This window comes from Streptomyces sp. NPDC044571 (assembly GCF_040647115.1).
Taxonomy (GTDB): domain Bacteria; phylum Actinomycetota; class Actinomycetes; order Streptomycetales; family Streptomycetaceae; genus Streptomyces.
The window spans coordinates 1-23,656 of sequence record NZ_JBEZBN010000042.1 but is presented as its reverse complement, the minus strand read 5'-3'; the positions used below and the strand labels follow the sequence as shown (position 1 = coordinate 23,656).

General features: G+C 72.6%; 18 protein-coding genes and 1 tRNA gene. 14 read left to right on the top strand and 5 right to left on the bottom strand.

Annotated features, from left to right (window positions below; genetic code table 11):
• Nucleotides 1-192: 192 nt before the first annotated feature.
• The 3 genes from AB0B01_RS22005 to AB0B01_RS21995 all read left to right on the top strand — a co-directional run bounded on the left by AB0B01_RS22005 (nucleotide 193) and on the right by AB0B01_RS21995 (nucleotide 2,255).
• Complete coding sequence (locus tag AB0B01_RS22005) at nucleotides 193-837, top strand: TetR/AcrR family transcriptional regulator (protein ID WP_361721573.1); 645 nt, start codon at nucleotides 193-195, stop codon at nucleotides 835-837.
• A gap of 13 nt (nucleotides 838-850) precedes the next feature.
• Nucleotides 851-1,786 carry a serine/threonine dehydratase gene (locus AB0B01_RS22000; protein ID WP_361721570.1) on the top strand — a complete coding sequence of 312 codons (936 nt, stop codon included), beginning with the start codon at nucleotides 851-853 and terminating at the stop codon, nucleotides 1,784-1,786.
• A 103-nt stretch (nucleotides 1,787-1,889) separates the two neighbouring features.
• Complete coding sequence (locus AB0B01_RS21995) at nucleotides 1,890-2,255, top strand: hypothetical protein (RefSeq protein ID WP_361721567.1); 366 nt, start codon at nucleotides 1,890-1,892, stop codon at nucleotides 2,253-2,255.
• On the opposite strand, the gene AB0B01_RS21990 is transcribed toward AB0B01_RS21995, so the two are convergent.
• Nucleotides 2,209-3,804 (bottom strand): hypothetical protein, encoded by a 1,596-nt coding sequence (locus AB0B01_RS21990; RefSeq protein WP_361721564.1) that lies wholly within the window; start codon nucleotides 3,802-3,804, stop codon nucleotides 2,209-2,211. The genes AB0B01_RS21995 and AB0B01_RS21990 overlap by 47 nt on opposite strands.
• Nucleotides 3,804-3,879: transfer RNA gene (locus AB0B01_RS21985), tRNA-Cys, on the bottom strand. Before AB0B01_RS21985 ends, AB0B01_RS21990 begins: the two co-directional genes overlap by 1 nt.
• A gap of 397 nt (nucleotides 3,880-4,276) precedes the next feature.
• Between AB0B01_RS21985 and AB0B01_RS21980 the strand changes: the two genes are divergently transcribed.
• The 4 genes from AB0B01_RS21980 (at nucleotide 4,277) to AB0B01_RS21965 (ending at nucleotide 10,510) form a co-directional block, all read left to right on the top strand.
• On the top strand, nucleotides 4,277-5,611 hold the full coding sequence (locus tag AB0B01_RS21980; protein ID WP_361721561.1) for an extracellular solute-binding protein: 1,335 nt from the start codon (nucleotides 4,277-4,279) through the stop codon (nucleotides 5,609-5,611).
• 143 nt (nucleotides 5,612-5,754) lie between these two features.
• Nucleotides 5,755-6,576 carry a sugar ABC transporter permease gene (locus tag AB0B01_RS21975; RefSeq protein ID WP_361721641.1) on the top strand — a complete coding sequence of 274 codons (822 nt, stop codon included), beginning with the start codon at nucleotides 5,755-5,757 and terminating at the stop codon, nucleotides 6,574-6,576.
• Entirely contained in the window at nucleotides 6,573-7,424 is an 852-nt protein-coding gene (locus tag AB0B01_RS21970; protein WP_361721559.1) for a carbohydrate ABC transporter permease, read from the top strand. Before AB0B01_RS21975 ends, AB0B01_RS21970 begins: the two co-directional genes overlap by 4 nt.
• A gap of 53 nt (nucleotides 7,425-7,477) precedes the next feature.
• Nucleotides 7,478-10,510 carry a glycoside hydrolase family 38 C-terminal domain-containing protein gene (locus AB0B01_RS21965; RefSeq protein ID WP_361721556.1) on the top strand — a complete coding sequence of 1,011 codons (3,033 nt, stop codon included), beginning with the start codon at nucleotides 7,478-7,480 and terminating at the stop codon, nucleotides 10,508-10,510.
• Nucleotides 10,511-10,575: 65 nt separating this feature from the next.
• Here the strand turns inward: AB0B01_RS21965 and AB0B01_RS21960 are convergent, their stop codons facing one another.
• Nucleotides 10,576-11,805, bottom strand: a complete 1,230-nt coding sequence (locus AB0B01_RS21960) for a hypothetical protein (protein ID WP_361721553.1) — start codon at nucleotides 11,803-11,805, stop codon at nucleotides 10,576-10,578.
• A gap of 235 nt (nucleotides 11,806-12,040) precedes the next feature.
• Between AB0B01_RS21960 and AB0B01_RS21955 the strand changes: the two genes are divergently transcribed.
• The 4 genes from AB0B01_RS21955 (at nucleotide 12,041) to AB0B01_RS21940 (ending at nucleotide 15,857) form a co-directional block, all read left to right on the top strand.
• Complete coding sequence (locus tag AB0B01_RS21955; RefSeq protein WP_361721551.1) at nucleotides 12,041-14,074, top strand: NADPH-dependent 2,4-dienoyl-CoA reductase; 2,034 nt, start codon at nucleotides 12,041-12,043, stop codon at nucleotides 14,072-14,074.
• Between the two features lie 71 nt (nucleotides 14,075-14,145).
• Entirely contained in the window at nucleotides 14,146-14,559 is a 414-nt protein-coding gene (locus AB0B01_RS21950) for a PaaI family thioesterase (RefSeq protein WP_361721548.1), read from the top strand.
• A gap of 6 nt (nucleotides 14,560-14,565) precedes the next feature.
• Nucleotides 14,566-15,360 carry an MFS transporter gene (locus tag AB0B01_RS21945; RefSeq protein ID WP_361721545.1) on the top strand — a complete coding sequence of 265 codons (795 nt, stop codon included), beginning with the start codon at nucleotides 14,566-14,568 and terminating at the stop codon, nucleotides 15,358-15,360.
• A complete protein-coding gene (locus AB0B01_RS21940; protein WP_361721542.1) occupies nucleotides 15,360-15,857 on the top strand; it encodes a hypothetical protein in 498 nt (165 codons plus the stop codon). The genes AB0B01_RS21945 and AB0B01_RS21940 overlap by 1 nt, the downstream gene beginning before the upstream one ends.
• Nucleotides 15,858-15,997: 140 nt before the next feature.
• Here the strand turns inward: AB0B01_RS21940 and AB0B01_RS21935 are convergent, their stop codons facing one another.
• Both AB0B01_RS21935 and AB0B01_RS21930 read right to left on the bottom strand, forming a co-directional pair.
• On the bottom strand, nucleotides 15,998-17,548 hold the full coding sequence (locus tag AB0B01_RS21935; RefSeq protein WP_361721638.1) for an alpha/beta fold hydrolase: 1,551 nt from the start codon (nucleotides 17,546-17,548) through the stop codon (nucleotides 15,998-16,000).
• Between the two features lie 327 nt (nucleotides 17,549-17,875).
• Nucleotides 17,876-18,970: a PP2C family protein-serine/threonine phosphatase gene (locus AB0B01_RS21930; RefSeq protein WP_361721539.1), complete on the bottom strand. Its 1,095-nt coding sequence runs from the start codon at nucleotides 18,968-18,970 to the stop codon at nucleotides 17,876-17,878.
• 199 nt (nucleotides 18,971-19,169) lie between these two features.
• On the opposite strand from AB0B01_RS21930, the gene AB0B01_RS21925 reads away from it, so the two are divergent.
• The 3 genes from AB0B01_RS21925 (at nucleotide 19,170) to AB0B01_RS21915 (ending at nucleotide 23,534) form a co-directional block, all read left to right on the top strand.
• The gene (locus tag AB0B01_RS21925; RefSeq protein WP_361721536.1) at nucleotides 19,170-21,278 is read left to right on the top strand and encodes a SpoIIE family protein phosphatase; all 2,109 of its coding nucleotides are present in this window, start codon (nucleotides 19,170-19,172) and stop codon (nucleotides 21,276-21,278) included.
• A gap of 171 nt (nucleotides 21,279-21,449) precedes the next feature.
• Entirely contained in the window at nucleotides 21,450-22,118 is a 669-nt protein-coding gene (locus tag AB0B01_RS21920) for a DUF4142 domain-containing protein (protein WP_361721533.1), read from the top strand.
• Nucleotides 22,119-22,127: 9 nt separating this feature from the next.
• A complete protein-coding gene (locus AB0B01_RS21915) occupies nucleotides 22,128-23,534 on the top strand; it encodes a DUF1996 domain-containing protein (protein WP_361721530.1) in 1,407 nt (468 codons plus the stop codon).
• The last annotated feature ends 122 nt before the right edge of the window (nucleotides 23,535-23,656 follow it).

Genomic DNA, 23,656 nt, shown 5'->3' with positions numbered 1-23,656 from the left:
ACTCCTTGACGTGGGGTACGTGAGGGGCGGGGGCATCCGGCGGAGCCGTGGTGCGCTCAGTGCAGCGCTGCGATTACAGACTGTCAACACAAGTCGATGGTTGTGGCTTGATGACCAGCAATATGGCCGTAGTCGACGTCACACGATCGGGGAGGCCGCAGGTGTGTGACGATGGCTGATACGCTGTATCTCATGCCGAGGACCTCGCCCGCCCTGGAGCGGGCCACTCCCGAGGCGATCGCCGCCGCCGCCCTGCGCATCCTCGACGAGGACGGGCCGCACGCCCTGAGCTTCCGCGCCCTCGCCGACCGGCTCGACGTCTCGCACGCCACCGTGCAGCGCCGCTGCACCGACCTCGCCGGCCTGCTGGACCTGTGCACCGAGCACCTCGCCGCCCGACTGCCCGACGTCCCCGCCGGAACCGGCTGGGCCGAGGCCACCGAGCTCCGCTTCAGCGCCCTCTACCGGCTCCTGGTCGCCCACCCCGGGCTGCTCGCCCTGCGCGGCGGCCGGCCCTGGCTCGGCCGGGAGCTGCTGGCCCGGCTGGTCGAGCCCGCGCTCGCCGACAGCGTGGCCGCCGGGATGACCCCTGCCGAGGCCATGACCGCGTACCGCCGCATGTACCTGCTCACCCTCGGCAGTGCGGCGTTCGTCGACCACCGGGACCCCGCCGGGGCCACCGCCGCCTCGCGGGCGGCGCTGGCCGCGCTGGATCCCGAGCGGTTCCCGGTCCTCGCGGGCGGACTGGCCGACGTACTGCCCCCGCTGACCGACCACGAGGTGTACTACGGCGCCCTGCGCCAGCTGATCGAGGCCGCCCGGCCTGCCGCCGCCTGAAAGGACTCCCGCGATGGAACAGCAGCTCGACCACGCCGCCGTGCGCGCCGCCGCCGACCGGATCGCGGGGGCGGTACGGCCCGCCGCGGTCGTGCCGGCGTCCGAGGGCGTCTGGTACGCCCTGGAGTACCTCCAGCACACCGGCTCCTTCAAGGCCCGCGGCGCGCACAACTTCCTCGCCGCCCACCGGGACGCCGGTTCCCTCCCCGACGCCGGGGTCACCATCGCCTCCGGCGGCAACGCGGGCCTCGCCTGCGCCTGGGCGGCCCGCGCCCAGTCGGTGCCCGCCACCGTGTTCCTGCCCGTCAACGCGCCCCGCGTGAAGGTGGAACGGCTGCGCGGCTACGGTGCCGACGTACGGCTCGTCGGCGAGCGCTACGCCGAAGCACTGGCCGCCTGTCGGGAGTTCGCGGCCACCGGCGGCGCGCTGAGCAGCCACGCGTACGACCACCCGCTCATCGCCGCCGGCGCCGGCACCCTGCTGGAGGAGATCCGGGCGGCCCTGCCCGGTCTGGACACCGTGGTCGTCGCGGTCGGCGGCGGCGGGCTGTTCGCGGGCGTGGCCACCGCGGCGCGCGAACACGGCGTACGGGTGGTCGCGGCCGAGCCGGAACACTGCCGGGCCCTGAACGCCGCCCTGGAGGCGGGCCGGCCCGTGGACGTCACGGTGGACTCGGTGGCCGCGGACTCGCTGGGCGCGACGCGCGTCTCCGCGGACGCACTGGCCGCGGCGCAGCACAAGGACGTGCACTCGGTGCTGGTCCCGGACACGGCGATCACCGCCGCCCGCCGGGCCCTGTGGCAGGAGCACCGGATCGTGGTCGAGGCCGGCGCGGCCACGGCCCTGGCGGCCCTGCGCACCGCCCCCGAACCGCTGGGGGAGCGGGTCGCGGTCGTGCTGTGCGGAGCGAACACCGACCCGGCGGACCTGGCGGCGCCGGCGAGCTGACGACGAAGGTCGCGCGAGCCGCGACTTTGGAGGACAGCGCGCGGCCCGTCCCCCTTGCGAAGGTCTGACCGACGGACGAACACGCAAGGCATGGAGGAACGGCGTGGCACAGCGCAAGGGTTGTCTGATCGGCTGCGGAGTGGTGCTGGTTCTCGGCATCGGGGCCGTCGTGGCGCTCCTGTTCGGCATCGGCAAGGTGGTCGACGCCGCGGGCAAGACCATGATCGACCCCGCCGTCTACCGGGCCGTGAACGTAGGCGACCCGGAGGACGCGGTCCGCGCCAAGATGCCCTCGGGGGAGACCTTCATGAAGGACGCCCTGAAGTCGGGCGGCCCGGCGGTGCCCGAGGGCAGCGCGTGCTCCTGGTACGTGTCCTCGGAGGCGGCCCCCTCGGGTGGGGAAACCGTCTTCCGTTTCTGCTTCAAGGACGGAAAGCTCGCGGAGAAGACGGAGTACCCCCTGAAGTAGCACCCTCGGCGGCCGCCCGCAGTCGGCCGAGGGCGGGCCCCAGCCGGGCCGCGGCGTGCGCGGGCAGCCCGACGGTCTCCGCGTCGATCCAAGCCAGTACGGCCGCCTGTTCGCCCGCGTCGCACAGCGAGAGGTGGAACAGCAGCTGCCGCCAGGCGGTCCCGGCCCGCCCTTCGGCGGCCGCCCGTCGGCGCGCGGCGGTGAAGGCGCCGCGCGCCAGACCGTCCCAGCCGGCGCGCGGGCGGATTCCGGCGTGGCGGACGAGGGCGGCCATGTTGAAGGTGGTGAGGACCCGGGCCTGTTCGATGACGGCGGGGACGGTGGCGAGCACCCAGATGCCCCGGGCGCCGGGCCGCGGCAGCCAGGCCTCCCGGAAGCCGGCCCGCGAGGCGCACATCTGCTCGAACCATGCGGTGTCCCCGGTTTCCGCCAGGTCTCGCAGCGCCGCGTAGTCGATGCCGTGGTAGCGCTCGTACAGGCTGCCCCGGAGCAGTTCGGCGGCGACCCGCACGGCGGGGAGCACGCCCGGGTCGACCCTTCCGCCGTACGCGGCGGCGAACGGCTCGGGCGTGAGGGGCAGCGGGATGCCCGCCCGTTCGGCGAGCGAGGAGAGCGTGGGGACCAGCCGGTTGGGCACCCCCGCACCCGGAAAGGACTCGACGGCGAGCTCGCCGAGCCGGCGGAGCGCGGCGCGGGCGGCCCGCCGGGCCGCGGCGTCGCGACGGTGTTCCGCGACCGGGCGGAGCCACCGCGGTGACGGCGGCACGCGCAGCCGCGCCCCGGTGCGCCGGAGGCCGGCCTGCACGGCGGCGAACTGCGGCGCCAGCTCGGCCAGTACCTCCGCGGACGGCACGGACCCGCGCGCGACCAGCCTGTCCAGCGGTGCACTCAGGGCGGTGGCGACGGTCGCGCGGATCGCGGCCGGGATCACCGATCCCGCCGGCACGCCGCTCGTACGGGCCTCCTCCTCCGTCACCGGTGCCACCGGCGACTCCACGTCGGCCGTTCCGCCGTGCGGGTCAAGCCCGGAGAGCCGGCTCCGCACGACCGCGGCCAGGGCGTGGCACGAGGGCTGCGCCGCCTGTCGGGCCTGCCGCGCACGCAGCCGCGTGTGCTCGGCGGACCCGGGAAGTCCGCGCTTGGCGACCATCGAGGCGAGGGCGAGCCGCAGCAGCCCGGCCGTCCGTGCCGGGAGCGGACGGCCCGTCACCGCCCCCTCCAGCGCGTGCCTGAGAACGGCGGCGTTCGACTTGGGGTCGAGGTGCTTGCGGCACCGGGTGTGCGCGGCGGCGAGTGCCGAGTACCGCTCCAGCAGCACCTTCCCGTCCGCCACCCACTGCGCGCTGCGGGCGTCGGCGCGCAGCCAGTGGGAGAGCAGGGCGTCCTCGAACGGCCGCCACACGGTGAGCGCCTCGCGCTGCGCCTCGACGGCGGGGCGTGGCCTCCGCGCCGCGAGCGAGCCGGCGACCTCGCCGAGGGTACGGCGGTGCACGGCGTCCGCCTCGGCGGAAGGGCGCGCTGCGGGTCGTGGGGTGGCGTTCTCGTCCATGGCCGGCGTGGCAGGTCCTGCCCCTGCGCCCTCCGACTGTGCAGGTCGGTGCTCTGGCTGCTGAGCTACACGCCGTCAGCCGGCACGGTAGACGGTCGAACACGGCTCGACAAGGGCGGACCCGGGTGCGGGCCGAGCGGGCGGGAGCGGGGGGCCGTCCGCCCTCGGCCTGCGGGGCGTATGAGGGGGGTTCTCCCGGACCGCGCACAAGGCGTCAAAGTTCGCCGGCGGAACGCCCGCGCGCCCGGAGCGGCGCCGTCCCGGAGCGGACCGGCAGGTCCGTGCATCGGTCCAGGTGGTCCGGTGTGGTCCGGGCCGCGGCCGGAGGGCCGGCGTCATGTGGTCGCCGGACGGCCACCCGGGGCTGCTCGGCCAACGCCGTCGCGGCCGCATTGACGCCGCCGCCGCGCTCGGGACAGCGTGGGCGCCGCGCTCCGGCAACGAAGCCGGACTCCCCCCGAAGGCGGAGACGATGACCCGATCGCACGTGACCCGCACCGCCCTCGCCGCCCTGGTGGCCGGCACCTTCCTCTCGGTCTCCGCCTGCGGCCTGAGCGGCGGCGCCGAGGACGTGAAGGAGGCGCGGAAGACCGGCAAGGTGGCGGGCGAGATCACCTTCCGTACGCTCCAGCTGAAGCCCAGGTTCACCGGGTACGTCCAGGGCGTCATCGACGCGTTCGAGAAGAAGTACCCGGAGGTCCGGATCGCGTGGGAGGACGTCCCCGGGGAGGGCTACAACGAGAAGCTCGTCGCCGACGCCCAGGCCGGCGCCCTGCCCGACGTGGTCAACCTCTCCACCGACTCCTTCCAGCTCCTGGGGGACCGCGGCATGCTCGCCGACGTCGCCGCACTCGATCCCGGGGTCGCCGAGGAGTACGTGCCCGGCGCGTGGGAGCAGTTCAAGCTGCCGGGGAAGGGCGACGGCGTGTACGCGTACCCCTGGTACGTGACCCCGGAGATCCTCACCTACAACACGGTGCTGTTCGAGAAGGCGGGCCTGGACCCGGCGAAGCCCCCCACGACCGTCGAGCAGTTCTTCGACTACGCGGAGCGGATCGCCGCCGGCTCCGGCGGCCGGTACGCCGCGTTCATGGCGGATCCCAAGGGCCGGCTGCCCGGCGACTGGCAGAAGATGGGCGTACCGATCCTGAACGACGAGCAGGATCGTTTCGTCTTCGACACCGGCAAGGCGGTCGAGTGGGTCGAGCGGATGAGGGCCCTGTACGCCAAGGGTGCGATGCCGAAGGAGTCGCTCCTGAAGTCCGATGACATCAACCAGCTCTACGGTGGCGGCAAACTCGTCTTCGGCCCCGGCTCACCGGGCTTCGTCAGGGACATCAAGCAGAACGCCCCGCAGGTCTACGCCGACACCCGGGTCGCGGGCGCGGTCACGGGCACCCTCGGCCACATCGGCATCTACGCCCAGTCGCTCGGCATCAGGAAGGACACGGCGCACCTGGGCGCCGCCGCCGCGTTCGCCCGGTGGGTCACCAACGGCCCCAACCAGGTCGAGTTCTCCAAGAACGCGACCATCTACCCCTCCCAGGCGCAAGGCCTCGCCGACCCGCGCTTCGCGGACCGCGGCGACGGCAAGGACGCGGAGACCGTGGCGCGGGCGGTCGGCGCGGAGCAGTTGAAGACCGCCGCGCTCGACGCCAACACCCCGGTGCAGTGGACCAGCCAGGTCGGTGACGCGGTCGTACGGGAGATGCAGAAGGCCATCCTGGGGGAGCAGGACGCGAGGACGGCGGTACGGAAGGCGCAGGAGGAGGCGAACAAGCTGCTCGCCCATGCGGCGAAGCGATGACGGCCGCCACCCCCTCGGCCGGCGCCTCCCCGGCCACGCCCTCGGCCGGCGCCTCGCCGGCCACCGCTCGGCCGCGCGGCGGCGCCGGGCCGCGTCACGGCGCGCGGTGGACGCCGTACCTCTTCCTCGCCCCGGGGCTGGTGATGGTGGCGCTGTTCAGCCTGTGGCCGTTCGTCAACACCGTCATCCTCTCCTTCACCGACGCCCGGATCCTGCGCGGCGGCAGCTTCGTCGGCTTCGACAACTACACCCGCGCCGTCGCCGACTCCGACTTCTGGACCGCGACCGGCAACAGCGTGCTCTACCTCGCCGTCGTCGTCCCCTGCCTGGTCTTCCTGCCGCTGGCCCTGGCCGTCCTCGTACAGGCCCGGATCCCGGGCATCGGCTTCTTCCGCTCCGCCTTCTACACCCCCGTCATCGCCTCGGCCGTGGTCGTCGGCCTGATCTGGCAGTGGGTGCTGCGCAGCGACGGACTGGTCAACACCGTCTTCCGCAAGCTGAGCATCGTCTCCGAGCCGGTCCCCTTCCTCACCGACGGCACGCTGCTGCTGGCATCCGCGATGCTCGTCACCGTGTGGAAGGGCCTCGGCTACTACATGGTGTTCTACCTGGCGGCCCTCGGGAACGTCCCGGCCGCCCTCCACGAGGCGGCCGCGCTCGACGGCGCCGGCCCCGTCCGCCGCTTCTTCAGCATCACCGTCCCCCAGGTGAAGCCGATGATGCTGCTGGTCGGCACGCTCTCCGCCATCTCCGCGCTGCGCGTGTTCACCGAGATCTACATCCTCGGCGGTGAGAGCGGCGGTCCCGGCGGCGAGGCACGCACCCTGCCCTTCCTGATCCGGCAGGTGGGGCTCGGCTTCTCCGGTGAGACGGGTTACGCCTCCGCGCTGTCCATCCTGCTGTTCCTCCTCACCCTGGCCTTCAGCCTGCTGGGCCGGCGCCTGTCGAAAGGGGACGAGGAATGAGCGCCCCGCTCCGGCCCCGCGGCGACCGAAGGCGGCGCCGGCTCGCCCTGGCCGCCCGCTACACGACGCTGCTGCTGATGCTCGCCGTGATGCTCGGTCCGATCGTCTGGCAGTTCCTGACCTCGCTGCGCGGCCGTACCGAGAACGTGTACGCCGGCGTCCTGCCCGCGCAGCCCACCCTCGACAACTACGTCCGGGTCGCGCAGTCGTTCCCGCTGCTCCAGTACGTGGGCAACACCCTCGTCGTCGCCGCCCTCGCCGTCGCCTCGAACGTGCTCTTCTGCTCGATGGGCGGGTACGCGCTCTCCCGGGCCCCCTGGAAGGGCCGGACCGCCGTCTTCACCGTGCTCGTGGCGACCCTGATGTTCCCCTTCGAGTCCGTGATGATCTCGATGTTCCTGACGGTCCGCGCGATGGGCCTGGTCGACACCCTCGTCGGGGTCTGGCTCCCCGGCGCCGTGTCCGTCCTCAACATCATGGTCATGAGGGCGGCCTTCCTCGCCGTGCCCAAGGAGATCGAGGAGGCCGCCGTGCTGGACGGGGCGGGCGAGTGGACGCGCTTTCGCCGGGTGTTCCTGCCCGCCGCCGAGGGCGCCCTGGCCGTCGTCTGCATCACCAGCTTCATGGGCGCCTGGGACGACTTCCTGTGGCCCCTGCTGGTCCTCACCCACAGCGACCACTACACCCTGCAACTCGGCCTGAAGAGCCTGGCCGGCACGAGCACCACCAATGACCAGCGGATCATCGCCGCCGGAGCCATGGCGGCCCTCCTGCCGATGATGCTCCTCTTCCTCGCCCTCCAGCGTTACTTCTTCAAGGGCGTGGGCGAGGGAGCGCTCAAGACCTGACCCTCCCCGCGCCGCGCCCCCCCATCCGACCTCCCCTCCCTGGAGGAGCCGCCGTGCATGACGACCGCAGCATCACCGAACACCGCCTCCGCCGGGTTCTGGCGGAGCGGATCAGGCCCGCCGTCCACGCGCGGTCCGTCCCGCTCACCGTCGAACGATGGCAGGCCCCGGACGAGCCCGTGCCGGTTACCGAGGGACTGGCGGCCCCGTACGAGCCCTGTGCGATCGGCGAGCCCTGGGGGCCGGCCTGGGGCACCACCTGGTTCAAGGTCACCGGCACGGTCCCCGCCGACTGGGCGGGTCGCACCGTCGAAGCCGTGCTCGACCTCGGCTTCGACCGGATGATGCCCGGCTTCCAGTGCGAGGGCCTGGTGCACCGGGCCGACGGAAGCGAGATCAAGGCCCTCAACCCCTACAACGACCGCGTCCGGGTGACCGACCGCGCCGTGGGGGGCGAGCGGGTCGAGTGGTACGTGGAGGGCGCCTCGAACCCGGTCCTCGTCGAACACCGGCCCAGTCGGGAAGGGGACCGGCAAACCAGCGGCGACCAGCCCCTGTACCGGCTCGCCCGGATGGACCTCGCCGTCTTCGAGACCGAGGTCTGGGAACTCGTCCAGGACCTTGAGGTCCTCTACGACCTGATGCAGCAGCTCGGCGACGCGGACGCCCGGCGGTACGGGATCCTGCACGCCCTCGGCGCGGCCCTCGACACCGTGGACCTCGACGACGTCCCCGGCACGGCGGCCGCCGCCCGCGCCCGGCTCACCGGAGTGCTCGCCTCCCCCGCGCACGCCTCCGCGCACCGGATCAGCGCCGTCGGCCACGCCCACATCGACTCCGCCTGGCTGTGGCCCCTGCGCGAGACCGTGCGCAAGGTGGCGCGGACCACCGCCAACATGGTCCACCTGATGGACGACCACCCCGAGTTCGTCTTCGCGATGTCCCAGGCGCAGCAGCTCGACTGGATCAAGACGCATCGGCCCGGGCTCTTCGAACGGGTCAAGAAGAAGATCGCCGACGGGCAGTTCGTGCCCGTCGGCGGGATGTGGGTGGAGTCCGACACGAACATGGTCGGCGGCGAGGCCATGGCCCGGCAGTTCCTGTACGGGAAGAAGTTCTTCCTGGAGGAGTTCGGCATCGAGACCCGGGGCGTGTGGCTGCCCGACTCCTTCGGCTACACCGCCGCGCTGCCGCAGCTCGTCAGGCTCTCCGGCGCACAGTGGTTCCTGACCCAGAAGATCTCCTGGTCCCAGGTCAACGCCTTTCCGCACCACACGTTCTGGTGGGAGGGCATCGACGGCACCCGCGTCTTCACGCACTTCCCGCCCGTCGACACGTACAACAGCGATCTCGGCCCGGCCCAGCTGGCCCATGCCGCCCGCAACTACCGGGAGAAGGGCCGCGGTTCCCGCTCGCTGGTGCCCTTCGGCTGGGGCGACGGCGGAGGCGGCCCGACCCGCGAGCACCTGGCGCGGGCCCGGCGCCAGCGGGACCTGGAGGGCTCGCCGCGGGTGGAGATCGAGCGTCCGGACGCGTTCTTCGAGAAGGCCCGTGCCGAGTACGAGGACGCGCCCGTGTGGGCCGGTGAGCTGTACCTGGAGCTGCACCGCGGCACCTACACCTCCCAGGCCAAGACGAAGCAGGGCAACCGGCGCAGCGAATCCCTGCTGCGCGAGGCGGAGTTGTGGGCGGCCACCGCGGCGGTCAAGGCGGCGGGTTACGCCTACCCGTACGAGGAACTGGAGCGGATCTGGAAGACGGTGCTGCTGCACCAGTTCCACGACATCCTGCCCGGATCGTCCATCGCCTGGGTACACCGCGAGGCGCGGGCGACCTACGCGAGGGTGGGCGAGGAGCTGTGCGCGCTCACCCGCGCGGCGCAGCGCGCGCTGGCCGGGGAGGGCACCACGGAGCTCGTCTTCAACTGCGCCCCGTACGCGCGGCGCGGCGTCCCGGCCGGCGGGGCAGGCCGCGCCGTGGAGGCGGGGCGGCCGGTGACGGTGCAGGAGCGGCCCGGCGGCGGGCAGGTCCTCGCCAACGGGCGGCTGCGGGTGGAGGTCGACGGCCGCGGGCTGATCGTGTCCGCGTACGACCTGGAGGCCGGCCGCGAGTCGGTGGCGCCGGGGCTCGCGGCGAACCTGCTGCAGCTCCACCCGGACTTCCCGAACATGTGGGACGCCTGGGACGTCGATGCCTTCTACCGCAACAACGTCACCGATCTGGTCGGCCTGGACGCACTGGAGGTCACGCAGGCAGGTCCGGCCGCGGCGACCGTCCGGATCAGCCGCTCCTTCGGCTCCTCGCAGGCCTCGAAGGCGGTCCAGTGGATCACCCTGCGCGCCGGGTCCAAGACGGTGGACATGGTCACGGAGGTGGACTGGCACGAGACGGAGAAGTTCCTGAAGGCGGCCTTCCCGCTGGACGTGAAGGCGGACCGGTCCGCGGCGGAAACCCAGTTCGGGCACGTCTGGCGGCCCACCCACACCAACACCTCTTGGGAGGCGGCGAAGTTCGAGATCTGCGCGCACCGGTGGATCCACGTGGGGGAGCCGGGGTGGGGCGCCGCCCTCCTCAACGACTCCACGTACGGCCACGACGTGACCCGGGACATCCGGGCGGACGGCGGCCAGACCACCACCGTCCGCCTCTCCCTGCTGCGCGCCCCGCGCTACCCCGACCCCGAGACGGACCAGGGCACGCACACCCTGCGCTTCTCGCTCGCCCCCGGCGCGCAGATCGCGGACGCCGTCCGTGAGGGCCATGCGCTCAACCTGCCGGAGCGCGTCGTGCACGGCGCGCACCCGGTGGCGCCGCTGGTGGCCGTCGACCACGACGCGGTGGTGGTCGAGGCGGTCAAACTGGCCGAGGACCGCAGCGGTGACGTGGTCGTCCGCCTCTACGAATCGCGCGGGGGCCGCGCGGCGGCGACCCTGACGGCGGACTTCCCCGTGGTCGCGGCGACCGAGAGCGACCTCCTGGAGCGCGCCCTGGCGGGTACGGCGGTCGCGGCCCCCACGGCGCAGTCCGCGGTGCCCCTCACCCTGCGGCCCTTCCAGATCGTCACTGTCCGCCTCCGGCGGGCCTGAGAGCCGCGGGTGCCCCCGGCCGGCAGCGGCCGGGGGCACCTGGCTCGATCGCGCCGGGGCGCGGGTTACGAGGGGTTCAGCTTGATGGCGAAGCCGTTGAAGATGGACCAGACGTCGACCCAGCCCAGGCCCGTGCTGCACTCCTTGGAGGCGTTGCAGCCCCAGCCGTAGCTGACGATGCCGTTCAGCTGCCGCGAGTTCTGGTCGTTGATGAAGATCACCGGACCGCCGCTGTCACCGCCGCGGCCGACGACGCCCCCGTAGTGGGGCACGCCGTAACTGCCCCAGACGTCGGTGCCGTTGACGTTCCACCGGGCGTTGCCCGCGTACACCGTGCGGATGTTGCAGACGACCTTGGAGTTGTAGCCCAGCTGGCAGGTGAAGTCGCCGACCGCGACGTTGCGCACCCCGTTGAGGTAGCGCGTGTAGCCGCCTGCGTCCAGACCGTCCCAGGTGTAGCGGTACGTGGCCGCCTCGATGAACACCGAGTCGAGCTCGGGCCGCTTGAACTTGACCTGGCCGATGTAGTTGCCGCCGGCCGCCCAGACGTTGTCGCCGACGTTGTAGCAGTGGCCGGCCGTGACCAGCCACTGGCGGCCGTCCCACGTGCTGATGGCCGGAATCCCGCTGGTGCAGTACGACTGGCTGCCCGAGGCGGGTCCGAGAGCCGCCCCCGCGTAGAACGGCGCGGTGTCGTTCCAGCGGTTCAGCGGCTGTGACGGAGCCGCCTGTGTGATGCGGACGGGCGTGGCGGAGGCGCCCCCGCGCTGCCCGGCGACGGCCGGAGAGGCGAAGTAGGCCTGCGCTGCCCCGGGGTTGTCCACCGAGAGGTCGATGCTGCTGCCGTCGACGGCACTGCCGACGAGGGAGACCTTGAAGGGAAGGTCGGAGCGCCCCGTGATCCCGGAGATCTCCTTCATGAGGTCCTGGCGGGATTTCTTCGCCTTGACCACGTGGATCAGCCGGCCGTCCACCTTGGGGTCGGCCGCGCGGACCGCGGCGATGAACTTCCCGCTCTCGCGGACGTCGGTCAGGTACACGTTGACGGAACGGTAGTCGGAGGCCATCTCGACCTGGGTGTAGATGTCGGCCCGTGCTCCCCGCCCCACCTGGGCTGCGGCGTCGGCAGCGGCCCTCAGCGGTTCCAGTACCTCTGCCTGTCGTTCCGGGGTCATTGCGGCGACCGTGTCCGCCGACAGCGGCCCCGGGGTCCGCGCCTCGGCCGAGAAGGCCGTCAGCGGGAGGATGGCCAGCGTTCCCGCGAGTGCGAGAGAACGCCGCAGCCCGATCTTCATGTGTTCCCCTCCACTACCTCACCGGCGTGAGGTCTCAGCGCCCCGTGACGCTAATGACGGGAGAAGGGGCCGCCTAGGGCGAAATATGGCCTTTCTGGTGATTCGAACGAGCAGGCGGTCATCGAGCACGTGAGCTCGGCCACAGGTGGCGACGACTGGTTATGCACCTAGTTGCAAAAGCCTCCTCGCCTCGCTACAACAGGTGCATCACCCCCGCGCGAGGAGGCACACCCCGATGAGTCCGCAGAGCTCCCAGAGCCAGTACCCGCACCTGCTGAGCCCCCTGGACCTCGGCTTCACGACCCTCCCGAACCGCGTGATCATGGGTTCGATGCACACCGGCCTGGAGGAGCACGAGGGCGGCTTCGAGCGCCTCGCCGCCTTCTACGCCGAGCGCGCCCGCGGCGGCGCCGGCCTGATCGTCACCGGCGGCATCGCCCCCAACGACGCCGGCCGCCCCTTCGAGGGCGGTTCCCGCCTCACCACCGAGGACGAGGCCGCCGAGCACCGGGTGATCACCGAGGCCGTGCACGCCGAGGGCGGGAAGATCGCGATGCAGATCCTCCACTTCGGCCGCTACGCCTACCACAAGGACCTCGTCGCCCCCAGCGCCCTCCAGGCCCCCATCAGCCCCTTCGTGCCGAACGAGCTCACCGACATCGAGGTGGAGCGCACCGTCGAGGACTTCGTCCGCGCCGCCCGCCTCGCCAAGCTCGCCGGGTACGACGGCGTCGAGATCATGGGCTCCGAGGGCTACCTGATCAACGAGTTCATCGCCGCCGCCACCAACAAGCGCACCGACCGCTGGGGCGGCGCCTACGAGAACCGCGTGCGCTTCCCGCTGGAGATCGTCCGCCGCACCCGCGAGGCCGTCGGCGACGAGTTCATCCTCATCTACCGCCTCTCGATGCTGGACCTGATCCCCGGCGGCTCCACCCTCGACGAGGTCGTCCACCTCGCGAAGGAGATCGAGGCGGCCGGCGCCACCATCATCAACACCGGCATCGGCTGGCACGAGGCCCGCATCCCCACCATCGCCACCTCCGTCCCCCGCGGCGCCTACACCTGGGTCACCCGGCGGCTGATGGGCGCGGTGAGCATCCCGCTCGTCACCAGCAACCGCATCAACACCCCCGAGAAGGCCGAGGAGATCCTCGCCGACGGCCGCGCCGACCTGGTCTCGCTCGCCCGCCCGTTCCTCGCCGACGCCGACTTCGTCGCCAAGGCCGCCGCAGGCCGCTCCGGGACCATCAACACCTGCATCGGCTGCAACCAGGCCTGCCTCGACCACACCTTCAGCGGCAAGATCACCAGCTGCCTGGTCAACCCCCGCGCCTGCCACGAGACCGAACTCGTGCTCTCGCCCACGCAGCTGAAGAAGCGCGTCGCCGTCGTCGGCGCCGGCCCGGCCGGACTCGCCTGCGCCGTCTCCGCCGCCGAGCGGGGCCACGCCGTCACCCTCTTCGAGGCCTCCGGCCACATCGGCGGACAGCTCGACATCGCCCGCCGCATCCCCGGCAAGGAGGAGTTCGAGGAGACCATCCGCTACTTCGGCACCCAGCTCGAAGAGCGCGGTGTGGAGGTCCGGCTGAACACCCGCGCCGAGGTCGAGACCCTCCAGGGCTACGACGAGGTCGTCGTCGCCACCGGCGTCACCCCCCGCATCCCCGAGATCGAGGGCGTCGACCACGCACACGTCGTCAGCTACCTCGACGTCCTGCGCGACGGCGCCCCCGTCGGCGAGCGGGTCGCCGTCGTCGGCGCCGGGGGCATCGGCTTCGATGTCGCCGAGTACCTCACCGACAGCGGTGAGGGCGCTTCCCAGGACCCCGCCGTCTACTTCCGCCACTGGGGTGTGGACACCTCGTACGCGGGTCCCGGCGGCCTGACCGCGCCCGAGCGCCCGGCGCCCCCGCGCCAGGTCCACCTGCTCCAGCGCAAGGCCACCAAGGTCGGCGCCGGCCTCGGCACCACCACCGGCTGGATCCACCGCGCGGAGCTCAAGCACCGGGGTGTGGTCTCCGTCGCGGGAGCCGCGTACGACCGGATCGACGACGAGGGCCTGCACATCACCGTCGACGGCGAGCAGCGCCTCGTGCCCGCCGACACGGTGGTGCTCTGCACCGGCCAGGAGCCGCGCCGCGACCTGTACGAGGCGCTGCGCGCGGCCGGCGTCGAGGCGCACCTGATCGGCGGCGCGGACGTCGCCGCCGAACTGGACGCCAAGCGGGCGATCCGCCAGGGCACGGAGCTGGCGGCCACCCTCTGAGCGCGGGGGCGTGCTGCCCTGATGTGCAAAGGGAGTTGTGGCGGCCCCGTGCGGGCCGCCACAATCCGTGGATGACGTTGACACCCGCAGACGCGGACAAGATCCTCAGCGACAACTTCGCCCCCTGGGTGCTCGCTCTCGGGCTGAGCGTCCAGGAGACGGGCGAGCGGCACGCCGTGTTGCGGCTTCCCTGGTCGGATGCGCTGGCGAGGGACGGCGGCGGCCTGTCCGGGCAGGCCCTGATGGCCGCTGCCGACACCGCCACCGTCGTCGCGATCTCCGCGGCGCGCGGTGCGTACGGCCCCATGACCACCGTGCAGCAGTCGACCAGCTTCCAGCGGCCGGTCGTCGGGGAGGACGTGCTGATCGAGGTACGGGTCACCAAGCTGGGCAAGCGGATGGCCTTCGCCGACATCACGATGACCCCGCAGGGGGCGCAGGAGCCGGCCGCGACGGCGTCGACCGTTTACGCGCTGCTGGGCTGAGCAGGGGTGCCCGCCCGTTCGGCGCTGGGGCGGAACCGGGACTTCAACGTCTTCTGGCTCGGTCAGACCCTGTCCGTGCTCGGCGGCTCGATCACGCTGCTCGCGCTGCCCCTGCTCGTACTCGACGCCACCGGGTCCATCGTCCAGATGGGCCTGATCACCGTGACCGCCGGAGTCACCGGCATCGCCACCGGGATGTTCGCCGGTTACGTGGTGGACCGGACGGACCGCCGCCGTCTGATGATCGCCTGCGACCTCGTACGGGCCGTACTGCTCGGCGCGGTGCCCTTCCTGTGGCCGGCGGGCCCCCGGATGTGGGTGCTGTACGTCCTGACGGCGCTGGTCACCGCCTTGAACACGCTGTTCGACGTGGCGTACGTGACCGCGGTGCCGAACCTGGTGCGGCCCGAGGACCTCACCGCCGCCAACGGGCGACTGATGGGCACCTTCGCCGTCGGCACCCTCTTCGGGCCGGTGGCAGCCGGGTTCATCGCCGCGGGGGTGGGGGCGGACTGGGCCCTCGGCGTGGACGGGGCGACCTTCCTGGTCTCCGCGGCCGGCCTGCGGTGGGTGACCTTCGGGCGGGCCGAGGCAGCCGGCGGCAGTGGTGCCGGCAGGGGCAGCGGGAAGCTGCGCGAGATGTTCCTCGTGGGCTTCCGCTTCCTGTGGACCCATCGCGTCCTGCGCCCGCTGACCGTCCTGCTCACCCTGCTGACCTTCCTCACCATGGCGCCACCGACCTGCTCATCTACCGGGTCCGGGAAGACCTGGACCAGGACGCGGCCACCCTCGGGGCAGTGATGGCGGTCAGCGGACTGGGCGTCGTCGCCGCGGCGCTCGCCGCGGGGCCGCTGCGCCGCACCTTCGGGTTCGGCGCCTGCTGGCTGGGTTCGGTGGCGATGATCGGCGCGGCGGTGGGCGGGACCGGGGTCAGCCGCAGCGTGGTGGTGATCGCGCTGCTGGCCGCCGTGTTCATGTTCGGCATGACCCTCGGCGGCGTCTGCTCCATGACCCTGCGCCAGGAGGTGACCCCGGACCACCTGCTCGGCCGGGTCACCGCCGCCTTCTGGACCGTCCACAACGCCTCGGGGCCCGTGGGCGCGGCGGCCCTCACCGTACTGGCCGACCGGCACGGGGTGCCCCGGGTCAGCGTGGCGGGCGGGGTGTTCTGCCTGCTCATCGTCGGCGCCGGGCTGCTGACCCCGCTGCGGGGCAGCCGTATCGCGGGCCCCGCGGCCAAGGGATCGGTGGCCGGCTCCCCGGCCCGGGACCCGCTCGGTGAACACCCCCGGCCGTGACCCCGCGCGCCACCGGGGCGGCCCGCCCGGCGCTGGGCGCGGCGCGCACGGACGCCCCGGACCTCGCCCGCCGGATCGAGGACGCCGTGGAGGCGTCCCGAGCGACGGGCGGGGTCCGGGGCGTCGGTTTCGGGCTCCGGTCAGAACCTTCCGTCCGTGAGGGCCGGGAAGCGCTGCGGCGAGGACGGGACCAGCTCCGTGCGGCGCTCGGCGGAGGGCGGCGCCGTCCGGCACGTCACGTCCTCGGCGGGCAGCTTGCCCGTGGCCAGGTAGGAGTTGACCGGGGCGTTGGCGCAGGAGGCGGCGTCGAAGAGGTACACGCCGTGGCCCTCACCGCCCATCGCCAGCACCATCCGCGAGCCCTTGAGGGCGCGGTGCAGGCCCTGCCCGCTGACCAGCGGGGTCTGCGAGTCCCACTCGTTCTGCACGGTCAGCACGTTGGCCTTCGTCTTCATCGCCGTCGTGGGCTCGATCGGCCGGTGCCAGTAGGCGCACGGCTTGATGTTGGAGGCGAAGTCGCCGTACAGCGGGTACGTGACCTTGTCCTGCGCGGCCTCCTTCGCGTACTGCTCGGGATAGCGCGGCCACTCCGTGTCGCCGCACACCACCGACCAGAACACGGCCATGCCGTTGTCCGAGGCCGGTTCGGCGGCGGGCTTGAGGAGCTTCATTTGGGACGGCGTCAGTGTGACCGGCTTGCCGTCGGCGGCGTCCTTGAGGGCCTTGACGACCGGCGCCGCCTGCGCGGGGTAGAAGAACAGCGCCCGCGCGGTGCGGATGTCGTCACCGGTGAGCTTCTGGCCCTCGAACTCGATCGGTTCGCGGTCGGCCCGGGCCACCAGGTCCCAGAAGGTCCGCGACACGGCCTCCGGGGTGTCCCCCAGCCCGAACTCGCCCGCACGCCCGGCCGTCCACTGCGTCCACCGCTTGAAAGCCGGCTCGGCCTCGGTCGCCCACACCTGCATCATCCCGCGCCAGGCACGCGCCGGGTCCACCCCGCTGTCGAGGACGAACCGGTCGGTGCGGCTCGGGAACATCTGCGCGTACACCGCGCCCAGATAGGTGCCGTACGAGTAGCCGAGGTACGAGAGCTTGCGCTCGCCCAGTGCCGAGCGGATCGCGTCCATGTCCCGCGCCGTGTTCCGCGTGGTGATGAAGGGCAGTACGGAACCGGCCTTCTCGCGGCACTTGTCCGCCACCGTCTGCGCCCAGGCCACGTCCGCGGGGAAGGTCTCCTCCTTGTAGGGGCGGCTGAAGTTCTGCTCCGCGTCCGTCAGTCCGCAGGTGATCGGGCTGGACCCGCCGACGCCGCGCGGATCGAAGCCGATCAGGTCGTACCGGTCGCGCACCTCCTTGGGCATCGCCTCGTTCATCATCAGCGGCAGATCGAGCCCCGGACCCCCGGGGCCGCCGGGGTTGAGCAGCAGGGCGCCGTGCCGCTCGGCCGGGTTCCCGCTCTTCATCCGGGATATCGCGAGATCGATCGTGCGGCCCTGGGGGCGCCGGTAGTCGAGCGGCACCTTGAGGGTCGCGCACTCGAACGCGGCCGGCTGGTCGGCGCTGCAGCGGTGCCAGGCGGGCTTCTGCGGGGCGTACTCCGCCGGGGCGGCCGTCGCCTGGGTCGCGGACAGCACGGGCGCGGTGACCGCCAGGAGGCCTGCGGCGGCGAACGTCGACGCGAGGTGTTTCATGTTCACGAAGAGCCGTTTCCTTTCCGTGGATTCGATGGCGTCACCACCCTGTTGCACAGGACGTCCGGGCGAATCATCCGGAAGGCCGGGCCGTATGCTCCTCACGAACGAGCTGATATCAGGACAACTGGCCGACACGCCGCAGCTGTTGTCACGCCGGGTGTATCGGACCCCCGTCCCGGGGCACGAGCCGGCGCGCGGACAGGCCGGCGGACCGCTCGGATCGAGCGGTCCGCCACAGGGTCCGGTCAGGGGTTCGGAGAGGCCCTCACCGAGGCCCTCACCGAGGCCCCCGGTGAGGGGTTCGGTGAGGGCCGGCGGGTGGGATCAGGAGCGGTCGGCCACGCGCTCGATGGCCACCATCGCCGCGTCGTCCCCCAGGTGGCCCCCCGGCGCGTGGGAGAGCAGATCCGCGCGCAGGTGGTGCAGCAGCGTGGCCGGGCCGTCGCCGGGCCGGCCCGCGGCGCGCTCGCGCAGCGGGTAGAAGGAGCCGCCCCGGTCACGGGCCTCGATGACGCCGTCCGTGTAGAGGAGGACGACGTCGCCCGGCTCGAAGGAGAAGGACTGCACCGCGTACCCGGAGTCCACGTACTGCGTCAGGCCGAGCGGCGGCGCCGGGCGGTCCACCTCCAGGAGGACCGCCCGGCCGCCGCGCAGCAGCAGGGGCGGCGGGTGCCCGCAGCTGACCAGGTGCACGGTCATCTCCTGATCGGGGATGTCGAGCACCGCCGCCGTGGTGAAGGCCTCCCCGGAATCGGCGGCGTCCCCGTCGGGCGCGTCCGGGTCGGCGGCCACCGCGGCCTCCAGATGGGCGACCAGCCCCGGCAGGTCGTGCTCCTGGTGCGCGGCGGCCTGGAAGGCGCCGAGGACCAGGGCCGCCTCGCCGACCGCCTCCAGCCCCTTGCCCCGGACATCGCCGATGATCAGCCGGGTGCCGTGCGGCGTACGGGCGGCGGCGTACAGGTCCCCGCCGATCCGGGCCTCCGCCTCGGCCGCCAGGTAGACGGAGGCCAGCCGCAGCGGGCCCATGCGCTCGCGCAGCGGCCGCAGCACCACCTGCTGTGCCGCCTCGGCCACCGAGCGCAGCTGGACCACCTGCCGCTCGTGGACCTCGCGCACGTGCGCGAGCAGGGTGACGAAGATCGAGATCAGTACCAGGGCGATGATCTGGAAGGTGTGGTTCAGGTCCGTGAGGGTGGTCCTGGCCACGGCGACCAGCGACTGGGCGAGCACCGCCACCGCGCCCACGAAGCCGGTCGTCCGGGGCCCCGCGAAGGAGGCCGTGACGGCCGGGGCGGCAACCAGGAAGGGCCCCAGGTGGACCTCGGGCGGCGCCAGTACGTCGACCAGGGTCACCGCGGCGATCAGGGCGAACGGAACCGACAGCAGCGCGAGGCGGGCTCGTGTCGGCCGGGGGTCCATGCCTCCTGGATACACCGCGCGGAGGGTTCGTGCGCCCTGCCTGGCCGTGGCACCCGCCTGACGGCCGAACCGCACAGTCCTGCGGCTGCCGGTCCGGGGGAGTGGAGAGAGGATGGGAGCACCCGGGCAGCCCGGGGCATGGAACGAGCGGGCCGACCGACCGCTCCCCTTGGCCGTGGACGGGAAGGAGTGGGCCGGCATGAGTACGGCGGACGCCTCCCGGGCCGGTCCCGAACCGGCAGGCCCAGGCCCCTCCACCGGGCCGGGGCTCCTCGACGTACTCGGCGTCGCGGCCGTGGTCCTCGACGAGAGCGGCCGGATCGCCCTGTGGAGCCCGCAGGCCGAGGCGCTCTTCGGCTACACCGCCTCGGAGGCGCTGGGCCGGTTCGCGGCCCAGCTGCTCGTCGACGAGCAGCATTTCGGGATCGTCCTCTCCCTCTTCGAGAAGGTGATGGCCGGCGGTGGACCATGGGCGGGGGTCTTCCCCGTCCTGCGCAAGGACGGCAGCACCCGACTGGCCGAATTCCGCAACATGCGGCTGGAGGACCAGCAGGGCCGGCGCTACGCTCTGGGCATCGCCTCCGACCAGGCCACACTGCGGCGCGTGGAACGCGACCTGGCCCTGTCGATGCGGCTGGTCGCCCAGTCCCCGATCGGCCTGGCCGTCCTGGACACCGACCTGCGCTACGTCCTGGTCAACCCCGCCCTCGAACGCATCAACGGTCTGCCCGCCTCCCGGCACATCGGCCGCCGGGTCACCGAGGCCCTGCCCTTCCTCGACGCCGAGGCCGTCGAGGACGCCATGCGCGAGGTCCTGAGCAGCGGCTCACCGCAGCTGAACCGGTTCACCACCGGTCGTACGCCGGCCGCCCCCGGCGAGGACCGCGCCTGGTCGGTCTCCCTGTACCGGCTTGAGGACCCGGCGGGCAAACCCATAGGGGTCGCGGCCTCCGTCGTGGACGTCACCGAGCAGCACAAGGCGTCGACCGCCATCGCCATGGCCCGTCAGCGGCTCGCGCTGATCGCCGACGCGTCCGTGCGCATCGGGACCACCCTCGACCTCTGGGTCACGGCCCGGGAGCTGGGCGACATCGCCGTCCCGCAGCTCGCCGACGTCGCCACCGTCGACGTCCTCGACTCCGTCCTCGGCGACCACCCGCCCGGCGGCGAGACCGAGGGGACCGTCCAGTTCCGCGCCCTGGCCATCAAGGCGGCGCGACCCACCCCCGCCACCCGCGCGGCCGACCCCGTCGGCACCCTCGCGCGCTACGACTCCACCCGGCTGGTCACCCAGTGCGTCCGCACCGGCCGTCCGATCCTGCGGGCGCACGTGAGCCCCGGGAGACTGGGGGGCATCGCCCGGGACAGCGAGGCTGCCGCCCTCCTCGCGGAGGCCGGCCTCCATTCGTACCTCGCCGTGCCCCTGATCGCCCGCGGCGAGGTCATCGGCGTCATGGGCCTGCAACGCACCGACAACCCGCTGCCGTTCGACCACGACGACCTCCTGCTCGCCAGCGAGCTGGCGGCGCGGGCCGCCGTCTGCATCGACAACGCCCGTTGGTACCAGAGACAGCGTCACGCCGCCCTCACCCTCCAGCGCCACCTGCTGCCCCACCACCCCACCCCCACCCCGGGCCTGGAGATCGCCTACCGGTACCAGCCCGCCGCGGCGGTCGGCGAGGTCGGCGGCGACTGGTTCGACGTCATCCCGCTGCCCGACGACAAGACCGCCCTGGTCGTCGGGGACGTCATGGGCAGCGGCATCAACGCCGCCGCCACCATGGGCCAACTCCGCACCGCCGCCCGCACCCTGGCCGAACTCGACCTCGACCCCGCGGTGGTCCTGACCCGGCTCGACCACACCACCACCGGCCTCGGCCACACGATGGCCACCTGCGTGATCGCCGTGTACGACCCCCACCACGGCAGGTGCCGCATCGCCACCGCCGGCCACCTGCCCCCCGTACGCACCCGGCCCGGGCACGAGCCCGAACTCCTCGACCTGCCCACCGGGGCACCCCTGGGCGTCGGCGGGGTCCCCTTCGAGGCCTCCACCCTCGACCTGGGCATCGGCGACGAACTGGTCCTCTACACCGACGGCCTCGTCGAAACCCGCGACCAGGACATCGACATCCGGCTGCAGGCCCTCACCGCACTGCTCGGCGACCCGGGCCGTCCGCTGGAGGACACCTGCGACCTGCTCCTGCGCACCCTGCGCCAGCCCGACGACCGCGACGACGTCGCCCTCCTCATCGCGCGCGGCAGGCCGCTGCCGGCGGCGGACCCGGAGCGGGACCAGGCTCGCTGAGCGGGTCGGCACGGTACCAGCCTTTCGAGGCCTTGCCCGGATGTTTGTCCATTCGTGATGGTCCTTCCGCACGGGCACCACACAGGGCACTAGCGTCCCTTGGCACCCGGTCCCCGGTCCCCGTACCCAGGAGGCACAGTGCTGTCATTCCGTCGGTCGGCCATCGGCAGCATGTCGGTCGCTTCGAGACATGTGATGGCCACGGGCGTCGTCATCGGCGCCCTCGCCTTCACCCTGATCGCGTTGCTGATCCCCGTGCAGAAGTTCGGCGGCTCGGCCGCCGCAGCCGGCCCGGCCGCCACCGGCGACGACGACGGCGCCGGCACACTGAGCACGGCCTTCGGCCCCCTGACCCCGCAGGACCGCGACTTCGTCCGCAAGGTGCGGCTCGCCGGACTGTGGGAGCTGCCCGCCGGACGGCAGGCCCTGCAGCGGGGCAAACGCCCCGCGATCCGCACCGCCGGGGAGCACCTCGTCGAAGGCCACACCGAACTGGACCGGCGCGTCATGGAGGTGGGCCAGGCCCTCGGCGTCGAACTGCCGAACCGGCCCTCCGCCCAGCAGCAGGGCTGGCTCGACCAGCTCGACGCGGCCCAAGGCCCCCAGTACGAAGCGCTGTTCATCCAGCTGCTGCGCCGGGCGCACGGCAAGGTGTTCGCGCTGGTCGCCCAAGTACGGGCCCAGACCCGCAACTCCATGGTCCGGGCCCTGGCCACCGACGCCAACGCGACCGTCCTGGACCACATCACGGTCCTCGAAGCCAGCGGGCTGGTCGACTTCGACGGCCTCGCGGACACCCCGCCGTCCCCTTCCGCCCCTCTTTCCCGACCGACGAAGTGAAGTGATCGCATGAGTCAAAAGGGCCACAAACGCCGTCTACGGCCTGCGCACAAGGCCCTCGCCGTGATGTCCGCCCTCGTCCTGGGCGGCGGCGGGGCCGTGATCGTCGCCCAAGGCGCCTTCGCCGGGCAGGACGCCGCGGCGGCGCCGGTGACCGCCACCATCGACTGCCCCGACGTGGGCGACCGGTTGCGCACCGTACCCGACCAGGCCCGGCCCGCGGTGGACGAGAAGCTCGCGCAGCTCGACACCCAGGTCGCCGACGCCTACCGGCAGCTCTCCTCCGGCCGGGCCCGCGGTGACGCCCTGCTCGGCGGCCTGAAGGACCAGCGGGGCAAGACGATCGCCTCGCTCTCCGACGCGATCGGGCAGGCGGGCGACGCCCGTCCCGAAGGGCTGGACGCGCTCAGCGCCTGCAGCATGAAGGAGGCCCCCGCCGCGGACCCGGCGGACGATCCGGGCGCGGGCGGCGACGTGCAGGGCTTCGCGGCACAGGGCGCCGCCGCGCAGCAGGACGGCGCCCGGCAGGGCAAGGGCGGCCCCGCCCGCAGCGACTTCGTCTCCATCGGCACCGTACGGCCGAACGTCCGCAAGCCGGCGAACCGCTCGGGCGCGTCCACCGGGTCCTTCTCGGTGCAGTGCGGGCGCAACGAGAACGGCCACTTCAACCCCGACAACGTCATCGTCGCGCCCGGCGTGAGCAACGGCGCCCACCACATGCACGACTACGTGGGCAACAAGACCACGGACGCCTTCTCCACCAACAACAGCCTCGCGGCGTCCGGCACCACCTGCACCAACGGCGACCAGTCCACCTACTACTGGCCCGTGCTGCGCCTGCGGGACGGCCGGGCGGAACGGGACGCCAAGGCGCCCGGCGGCGGACAGGACGCGAACGTCGGGACGATCCTGCGGCCGAAGCAGGTGACCATCGACTTCAAGGGCAGTCCGGTCGGCAAGGTGGTGGCCATGCCCCGCTTCCTGCGCATCATCACGGGAGACGCCAAGGCCTTCACCAACGGCCCCGGCAACGCCAACGCCTCGTGGAGCTGCACCGGCTTCGAGAACCGCCAGTTGAAGGACAAGTACCCGGTCTGCCCCAAGGGCAGTGACGTGGTCCGGACCTTCACCTTCCAGAGCTGCTGGGACGGCAAGAACATCGACAGCGCCAACCACCGCACCCACGTGGCCTTCGCCAACCGGGACGGCTCCTGCAAGGCCGGCTTCAAGGCCCTCCCGCAGCTGGTCCAGCGGATCACCTACAGCGTGCCGCCGGGCTCGCGCTTCGCCGTCGACAGCTTTCCGGAGCAGCTGCACAAGCCGGTGACCGACCACGGCGACTTCATCAACGTCATGTCGGACGGCCTGATGGACAAGGCGGTGCGCTGCATCAACGACGGGCGCGCCTGCCGCTGAGACCCTCGGGGCGGCGCTCTCCTCCTACCTCCCCGGCTCCGCCCCGAGAGCGGTGCCGGTCCGAAGCCGACTTCGGACACCTGGTGGACTCGGTCTTCCGCGTGCAGGACGGGGACGCGGTG

Bases quoted from the DNA above. Each gene is read 5' to 3' on its own strand.
- AB0B01_RS22000 (WP_361721570.1), top strand. From the start codon at position 851: ATGGAACAGCAGCTCGACCACGCCGCCGTGCGCGCCGCCGCCGACCGG.
- AB0B01_RS21930 (WP_361721539.1), bottom strand. From the start codon at position 18,970: ATGGACCCCCGGCCGACACGAGCCCGCCTCGCGCTGCTGTCGGTTCCG.
- AB0B01_RS21975 (WP_361721641.1), top strand. From the start codon at position 5,755: ATGGTGGCGCTGTTCAGCCTGTGGCCGTTCGTCAACACCGTCATCCTC.
- AB0B01_RS21990 (WP_361721564.1), bottom strand. From the start codon at position 3,804: ATGGACGAGAACGCCACCCCACGACCCGCAGCGCGCCCTTCCGCCGAG.
- AB0B01_RS21940 (WP_361721542.1), top strand. From the start codon at position 15,360: ATGGCGGTCAGCGGACTGGGCGTCGTCGCCGCGGCGCTCGCCGCGGGG.
- AB0B01_RS21980 (WP_361721561.1), top strand. From the start codon at position 4,277: ATGACCCGATCGCACGTGACCCGCACCGCCCTCGCCGCCCTGGTGGCC.
- AB0B01_RS21925 (WP_361721536.1), top strand. From the start codon at position 19,170: ATGAGTACGGCGGACGCCTCCCGGGCCGGTCCCGAACCGGCAGGCCCA.
- AB0B01_RS21915 (WP_361721530.1), top strand. From the start codon at position 22,128: ATGAGTCAAAAGGGCCACAAACGCCGTCTACGGCCTGCGCACAAGGCC.
- AB0B01_RS21955 (WP_361721551.1), top strand. From the start codon at position 12,041: ATGAGTCCGCAGAGCTCCCAGAGCCAGTACCCGCACCTGCTGAGCCCC.
- AB0B01_RS21920 (WP_361721533.1), top strand. From the start codon at position 21,450: ATGTCGGTCGCTTCGAGACATGTGATGGCCACGGGCGTCGTCATCGGC.
- AB0B01_RS21950 (WP_361721548.1), top strand. From the start codon at position 14,146: ATGACGTTGACACCCGCAGACGCGGACAAGATCCTCAGCGACAACTTC.
- AB0B01_RS21960 (WP_361721553.1), bottom strand. From the start codon at position 11,805: ATGAAGATCGGGCTGCGGCGTTCTCTCGCACTCGCGGGAACGCTGGCC.
- AB0B01_RS21970 (WP_361721559.1), top strand. From the start codon at position 6,573: ATGAGCGCCCCGCTCCGGCCCCGCGGCGACCGAAGGCGGCGCCGGCTC.
- AB0B01_RS22005 (WP_361721573.1), top strand. From the start codon at position 193: ATGCCGAGGACCTCGCCCGCCCTGGAGCGGGCCACTCCCGAGGCGATC.
- AB0B01_RS21935 (WP_361721638.1), bottom strand. From the start codon at position 17,548: ATGAAACACCTCGCGTCGACGTTCGCCGCCGCAGGCCTCCTGGCGGTC.